We start from the raw sequence: 7865 nt of genomic DNA, 5'->3' as shown, positions 1-7865 counted from the left end.
ATTGTTTGGTACCTTTAAAGATATAACATTTTTCCAATTGACCGACTGATTTGAGATCTGAAGATGCTTATAACATTATTCTTGAATCAATTCAAAACAGTTTCTTATATTTGTTTCATAATCTTTTAATAATGCAAAACTAAAAAGAGACGTATGAAAGATCAGTTGAAACATTTCTTACTGTTTGCTGTGCTTACCATTTGTTGTACAGCTACGGCGGTGGCACAGGCTACCGTGAAAGGTATGGTGGTGGATGCAGGTACAAACGAGCCTCTTATCGGGGCTACGGTTGCTGTGCAGGGGACTACGCAGGGGGCTATCACCGATGTGAACGGAGGTTTCACATTGAAGCTTGCTAAAAAGGGAGTTACCATCGTATTTACATACTTGGGCTATAAAGAGAAGACCGTAACAATCGGGAAGGATGGAGAGGTAGACTTGGGTACCATCCTGATGGAATCGGATGCACAGATGCTCCAGGACGTGGTGATTACTTCGTCGGTGGCTATCGCCCGCAAGACGCCGGTAGCCGTGTCCAGCGTAAGCATGGACTTTATTGAAGAAAAGCTCGGTACGCAGGAGTTTCCCGAAATCCTGAAGTCGACTCCGGGTGTGCATGCCAACAAGGAAGGCGGAGGTTATGGTGACTCTGAAATCTATATGCGTGGGTTCGGCAACGAGAATATCGCCGTGATGGTGAACGGTGTGCCGATGAACGATATGGAGTGGGGAGGCATCTATTGGTCGAACTGGGCAGGACTGACCGATGTGACACGCACCATGCAGACCCAGCGCGGTTTGGGTGCTTCGAAGGTATCGGCTCCTTCGGTAGGTGGTACCATTAATATCGTAACTCGCGGACTGGATAGCGAAAAAGGCGGAACCCTTGCTTATTCGATGGGGAACGACGGCATGAACAAGATTTTGTTCAGCGTTTCTACCGGTGTGTCGAAAAGCGGCTGGGCAATGACGTTGCTCGGTGCCCGTACGTGGGGTAACGGTTATGTGCAAGGCACTGACTTCGAAGGATACAATTATTTCCTGAACATTTCGAAACGCATCAATGAGGCACACCAGTTGTCGTTGACGGCTTTCGGTGCTCCGCAAAAGCACTACCAGCGTGACGGTGCCCTGACCATTGCCGGCTGGCAATATGTGGAAAAGGTATTCGGGGTGAAGAATTACAAATACAACTCTACGTACGGATTCGATAACAACGGTCAGCGTCGGAGTTCGGAATACAACGTATACCACAAGCCGCAAATCAGCTTAAACCACCAGTGGCAGATTGATGAGAAATCATCGCTGAGTACGGTGGCATACGTGTCTATCGGACGCGGTTACGGAAATTCAGGTCAGGCAAATGAAGACTATGGGTATTCATACCGCGACTGGAATGGAGGTTATTATGGCGAATTAATGACCGAGTATCGTAAAGCCGATGGTACGTTCGATTATGGAAAAATCGAAGACATCAATGCGGCAAGTGAGTATGGTTCGATGATGGTCATGAGCCAGTCGAAGAACTATCATAACTGGTATGGTTTGCTCTCTACCTATACGACCAAGTTCGGCGAATACTTCGATTTCTACGGAGGTATCGATTTCCGTTATTATAAAGGTACGCATACGAACGAGATTTCGGATCTGTTCGGCGGCCAGTATTTCATGGATTCTACCCGCGGCGATGTACAGGTGGAAAACAATGCCAATGCTGCCAATTCGGCATGGAGATACCAGAAACTGGGTGTAGGCGATGTGGTGTACCGTGACTATGACGGACACGTATTGCAAGAGGGGGCTTTCTTCCAGACCGAGTTCAACAAGGATAAGCTCTCGGCTTTCGTGGCAGGTTCGTTATCGAATACCACGTATTGGCGTTACGACCGTTTCTATTACGACGAGGCTCATGCCAAATCCGATAAAATCAGCTTCTTGGGCTTTACGGCAAAGGGTGGTGCCAACTACAACATCACCGACAATCACAATGTATTCTTTAACTTAGGATATATCAGCCGTGCGCCGAAGTTCTCTTACGGTGCTTTCATGCAAGCCACTACGAGCCATGCCATCAACAAGGATGCCAAGAACGAGAAAGTCTTGTCGTTCGAGTTGGGATACGGTTTCCGCAACGAGTGGCTGAGCGCGAACGTGAATGCTTATTATACCAAATGGCTGGACAAGACCATGACCAAGAGCGGTACGATGGATAACCAGATGGAATATTTCATGAACATGACCGGTGTGAACGCCTTGCACAAAGGTATCGAGCTGGATGTGAAAATCACTCCGTTGAACTGGCTGGAGCTGACGGGTATGTTCTCGTTGGGTGACTGGAAATGGGACAGCAACGCTACGGGATATGCTTACGATGCTTACGGTCAGGCATTGACGGCTGAAGGAACCGTTACCACAGTAGGTGCTGCCGACCATGCCAATGCCAAGATTAACCTGAAAGGTGTGCGTGTAGGAGGTTCGGCACAGACCACGGCGGCTATCGGCGCTACCTTCAAGATTGGCAAGTCCATCCGTGTAGGTGCCGACTGGACGTATTACGGACGCAACTATGCGTACTATTCATTGTCGGGAAGCAACCTGTCGTTGGGCAGGGAGGTATCTGTGCTCGACCCGTGGAAGATTCCGGCAGCCAGCCAGTTTGACCTGAATGCTTCTTACCGCTTCAAGATCGGCAAGCTGAATGCTATCCTTTCCGGAAACGTGAACAACTTGCTGGATTACCAGTATATCTCGAAGGCATACAATCCGAATACGCTTTCTTCTTCAACCCTGCAGGAAGCTACCGCCGACAACATTTATTGCTACTATGCGTTCGGCCGTACGTATAGCTTGAGACTGAAAGTAAATTTCTAATCCTAAACAAAAGAAATGCAGTATATGAAAAAGATAATATTGATGTCGACCGTATTGCTGGCGGGCTTGTCGGCATGCGAAGATTATAACGACCAGTTTAATATTGATTCTTCCCTGACCGATGTGAAGACGGGCGTTACCATCCAGCTGGCTTCTTCCGATTACGGAACCATAGCGGGAATGGAAGCGAACAAGGAACTTGCCTTGTCGAAAGACCCGGAAGGGCAGACCTATGTGGCGGCTTTGGAAGCCATCGGCAAGAACAAGTATTTTGCCGATGCCACGGAAGCCGAATGGTATTTGCCTGCTTTTATCGATTATAAATATCCGAATGCCGATACCGGTTCGCGCATCTCGGTACAATATAATATGTACAGAGGGCAGTCGGGCTATCTGGCCGATTTCAAGAAGATTTCGGATTACACACTGACCAATAACGATTACCGTAGCGTATGGAACGGGACTTCTACCGCTACTTACTTGTCTCCGTCTACACTGAGACAGATTCCTTCGGTACTGGAATCCAGAATGGAAGACCCGCAAGAAGGAGATATGGTAGCCGTGAACTATGCTTACTCGGAGTTCGAGCCCGGTGCGGGAGGCGGTGTCATTCCGGTAGTGTATCAGCAGGTTAATACCTTCGACGGAGAAGCCGGAAATTACGTCATTGCGGCTAAAGCCAACGATGGCAATTATTATCCTTTCGGCAAGCTGGATGACCCGAGTAAACCTTATGGATATATCTATCCCGATGCGATTACCGTGACCGATGGCATTATTTCTTCGGATAACGGTTCAGAGCAGGTTGTTACGATCGAAGAAGGTTCGGAAGGCTATACGTTGTTGAATAGCTACATGCAGTACATCTACATGGACGAGACACACGATAATTTTAACTTTACGACTTCTTTACCAACGGAAGGCGGAGAATGGTCGTTTGAGTCGAACGGAGACGGCACGTTTAAGCTGAAGAATATCGAAAGGGACAAGACCGTAAAACTGACTCTTTATAACGATTCGTATAGCTACGGAAGCTATGCAGCTTCGCGCTACACGTATGTGGAGGATGCGATGAAGGAAGAAAGCAAATTGTTTGCTATTAAAAACATTACTGTTCCTGAAGATCTGTCTGCTGTATGGTCTCATGATGCCTCATACGGTTATTATAAAGCGACAGGATATGATGATGCAAATAAGAAAAACTTGGCAGCCGAAAGCTGGTTTGTGTCTTCCGAAATCGACTTGTCGGAAGCGCAGAATCCAGTACTGAACTTTGATTTTGCTTTCAATTTCTTGAATGGGAACAATGCGGCTGATTTTATGCAACTGAAAGTCTCTACTGATTATACCGGTGATGTACAGGCAGCTACGTGGACAGATTTAGCTTATGATGGTTCTCGATTTAACCGTTGGGATTTCATCGCTCAAAGCGTAGACCTGGCGCAGTTTGCAGGGAAAAAGATTACCTTGGCATTCGCTTACAAGAGCACTGACCTGTGTGCGCCTACTGCCGAAATCAAGAATCTGGCGATTGTAAACGGACAATACTGGGATGTATGCCTTTTCAAGGAAGTACCCGAATCGGAAGTCGCAGCCCAGATGTTGAAGATGAGCCGTGCATCGGGCGCATACGCCAATACCGCTGCTCTTTACGTATATCGTGAAGGTGCATGGAGCGAATATACGAATGAAGATGCGAATGTTGTGGTTGCCGACCCGGCTATGTATGCCGAATTGGGTGCCGACTATGTATCGCGGCCTGCCAATGTATTCCCCATCTATCTGGTTCAGAAGTTCCCGTTTGCCGCGAAAGGTGATAAGGCTGCCGTGGTTTACCGTGCAGATGCCGACGGAACAATGGCTGTAACGGAATATACGTACGATGCCGGCTGGAGTGCATCGCAGATTTATTCTTCCCGTACCACTACTTTCGAAAAAACCGAAGAAGGATATGTGGCTATGGCAGGCACTTACCTGAATGAAAGCTTGTTGGGTGATGAAGGTGGTTTTACCATCCAGGACATTTCGATGCAAGGCGTCAACTATGTATGGTCGAACACGGAACAATATGGCTGGAAAGCATCTGCTTACTATAACAATACGAATTATCCGGCAGAAAGCTGGCTGGTATCTCCGGTGATAGATTTGTCGGAAGCCATGGCTCCGCAGGTGGCATTTGAGGAAGCGCACCGTTATCTGAATGGTGAAGCGTTGACCGACCATTTCAAGATTAAGATTTCTACCGATTATGTAGACAATGTAGAGTCTTGCACATGGGAAGACTTGATATTCGATGAATCGCAATGGTCTGACGGGCAGACATGGGATTTCTATCCGGTAGGTCCGTACGATTTGAGTACATACACAGGACAAACCATCCGGATTGCCTTTGTTTACATCAGCAATTCTACGGCTGCTCCTACGTGGGAATTCAAGAATATCGTGGTGAATGAGGCTGAATAAGTTATAAAATGAAATGATTACATAAAGAAACGCAGATATTCGCGGATTCGTGCAGACTGGAATTATAATCTGCGTGAATCTGCGGATATCTGCGTTTTAATTATTAACCGGTTACTGAATATATGAAATCTGTTTTAAGAATATACATGCTGCTTTTCGGCTTCATAGTAGTCGGGTGTAGCGACAATGATACGATAACCATTGAGAATGAGACCACGCAAGAAGGAGCGGTCACATTGGTATTGAAAGGGTACGAAAGTGCTTCTGAGGGGTTCTCTGTATGCCAGCCCGAAGGGTTTACTTATCCGTTCTACATTCAAGACAAGACTTTTCATGGGGATGTCTACTGGTTTTCAAAAAGCGATGCCGGACGTTTGGACGCCATGCCAGAAGTACCTGTACAAGAAGCCGGTTGGCAACAATCGGTTGACATCGAGGAAGATGCCGCTTATTGGGCTTGGTGTATGGGTGCCGACCGTTACCGCTATCTGAAGTTCCGGGTAATAGACATCGAAGGAAACAATGTAACGATTGAATATGTGGAAGAAGATGCTCCGGCTGGAAACTGGAATGCGAATGCCGGTAATGATTACGTGACGGAATACGAAATGCCTTGCCTGAACGATTCGAATGTGTATGTGGCACATGACATTGAGGTAAACGGTAATCGGGTATTGAATTATGCACTGGAGTGGAATGCGGCTAAGCGGCACGCCAATTGGGTGGCTTTCAGTTTCGATAAAACGACTTCGGCTGATGAAGTATCACGTACCGATGCGTGGGCGGTAGACGAAGAGTTGCCGGAAGAGATGCGTACGGAAGAAGTAGACCATAAGAGTGACGGTTTCGATAAAGGCCATTTATGCGCTTCGGAAGACCGGGTGTATACGAAAGAAGCCAACGAGCAGACCTTCTATTATAGCAACATGTCGCCACAATTGAATGACTTTAACGGAGGTTTTTGGCGTGGATTGGAAGAACAAGTGCAGACGTGGGGACGTTCTACAGCATCAGGAACCTACGATAAAGTATATGTGGCAAAAGGAGGAACCCTCAATGAATTATTGGTGAACTTTAACGGTACACACGTTTCGGGAGGAACTCCTACGACCGATGAAAATGGTTTTACCATACACGGATTGGCATGTCCTGCGTCCTATTTTATGGCTGTATTGACTGAAAAGGGAAATGATTTTCATGCCATTGCGTTTTTGATACCTCATCAGGAAGGATTGATTCGTAATCCGAAAGCGGAAGATTTGCAAAAATATGTGATTCCGGTGGATGAGCTGGAACGGAAGACAGGCATTGATTTCTTCTGCAATCTGGATGATGCGGTAGAGAATCAGGTAGAAGCAGAAGCGGTGATAAGTGACTGGAGTTGGTGATAAAATTGAAGGAATATGTATAAAAGAATCGGATTGACACTCTTTCTGTTCCTGCTGGTCGTAGCAGGTAATGCACAGAATAAGAAAGGGAAACTCTACGGAGTGGCGTTTTATAACTTGGAAAACCTGTTTGATACCGTTCACGATGAAGGGAAGAACGATTATGAATATTTGCCGGACGGACGGAATAAATGGGATGATAAGAAATATCAGTCGAAATTGGAGCACATGTCGACTGTATTGAGCCTGTTGGCTACGGATAAGGTGGACGAAGGAGCCGCGGTGATAGGCATGGCAGAGGTAGAAAACCGCCGTGTGCTGGAAGACTTGTTAGCCCAGCCTGCGTTGAAGGAACGGGGGTATCAGATTATCCATTACGAAGGGCCGGACGAACGGGGCATCGATTGTGCCATGTTTTATAATCCGGAACTTTATCAGGTGAAATCTACAAGGTTGGTGCCTTATCAGCTTGCGGAGCCGTCCGACAGGCCTACACGTGGCTTCTTGATAGCGGACGGAGAATTGGCAGGCGAACGGGTAGCTTTTATTGTCAATCATTGGCCTTCGCGTGGAGCCAAGTCTCCGGCTCGTGAGCGTGCCGGTGTGCAGGTGCGTGCCTTGAAAGACTCTTTGCAACGTCTGGACTCGAAAATCAAGATTGTCATTATGGGGGATATGAACGACGACCCGATGGACAAGAGCATGGCAGAATCGCTCGGAGCCAAACGTAATGCCAAGGATGTGAAAAAGAAAGAACTGTATAATCCGTGGTGGAATACGTTGGAAGGAGGTGACGGGACATTGAAGTACCGGGGGAAATGGAACCTTTTCGACCAGATAGTCTTTACCGGCAATTTCCTGAACCGCCGGCACCGGAAGCTGACGTACGAGAGCCATCAGATATTCAAACGCGACTATCTGTTCCAGACCGAAGGAAAATATGCCGGTTATCCCAACCGTACGCAAGCCGGAGGGCGTTGGCTGAACGGCTATAGCGACCATTTGCCCACCGTGGTTTATTTCATCAAGCGGTAATAAGTAAGAAGCTGTTTTGAATTTATCGTGCGATGATTTGGGATGAGTTTTTGAGGCATTTTCGCTTCTGTGATGAGGAAGATAGCGGGCTATCTGACGAAGAACAGG

General features: G+C 47.2%; 4 protein-coding genes. All 4 read left to right on the top strand.

The window, feature by feature from the left end; all coding sequences use genetic code 11:
- Positions 1-153 precede the first annotated feature (153 nt).
- The 4 genes from B5F78_RS15270 (at position 154) to B5F78_RS15255 (ending at position 7757) form a co-directional block, all read left to right on the top strand.
- Positions 154-2871 carry a TonB-dependent receptor gene (locus B5F78_RS15270; protein ID WP_087207898.1) on the top strand — a complete coding sequence of 906 codons (2718 nt, stop codon included), beginning with the start codon at positions 154-156 and terminating at the stop codon, positions 2869-2871.
- 24 nt (positions 2872-2895) lie between these two features.
- Positions 2896-5334 carry a choice-of-anchor J domain-containing protein gene (locus B5F78_RS15265; RefSeq protein WP_087407137.1) on the top strand — a complete coding sequence of 813 codons (2439 nt, stop codon included), beginning with the start codon at positions 2896-2898 and terminating at the stop codon, positions 5332-5334.
- A gap of 122 nt (positions 5335-5456) precedes the next feature.
- Positions 5457-6722 carry a DNA/RNA non-specific endonuclease gene (locus B5F78_RS15260; protein WP_087407136.1) on the top strand — a complete coding sequence of 422 codons (1266 nt, stop codon included), beginning with the start codon at positions 5457-5459 and terminating at the stop codon, positions 6720-6722.
- Positions 6723-6737: 15 nt separating this feature from the next.
- Positions 6738-7757, top strand: coding sequence for an endonuclease/exonuclease/phosphatase family protein (locus tag B5F78_RS15255; protein ID WP_087207902.1), 1020 nt, complete (start codon positions 6738-6740; stop codon positions 7755-7757).
- Positions 7758-7865: the final 108 nt, after the last annotated feature.

Origin of the sequence: Bacteroides sp. An279, from assembly GCF_002159615.1 — a bacterium.
GTDB classification, from domain to species: Bacteria; Bacteroidota; Bacteroidia; order Bacteroidales; family Bacteroidaceae; genus Phocaeicola; species Phocaeicola intestinalis.
Note: the sequence above shows the minus strand (reverse complement) of the source record. Positions and strands in the feature narration are given on the sequence as shown.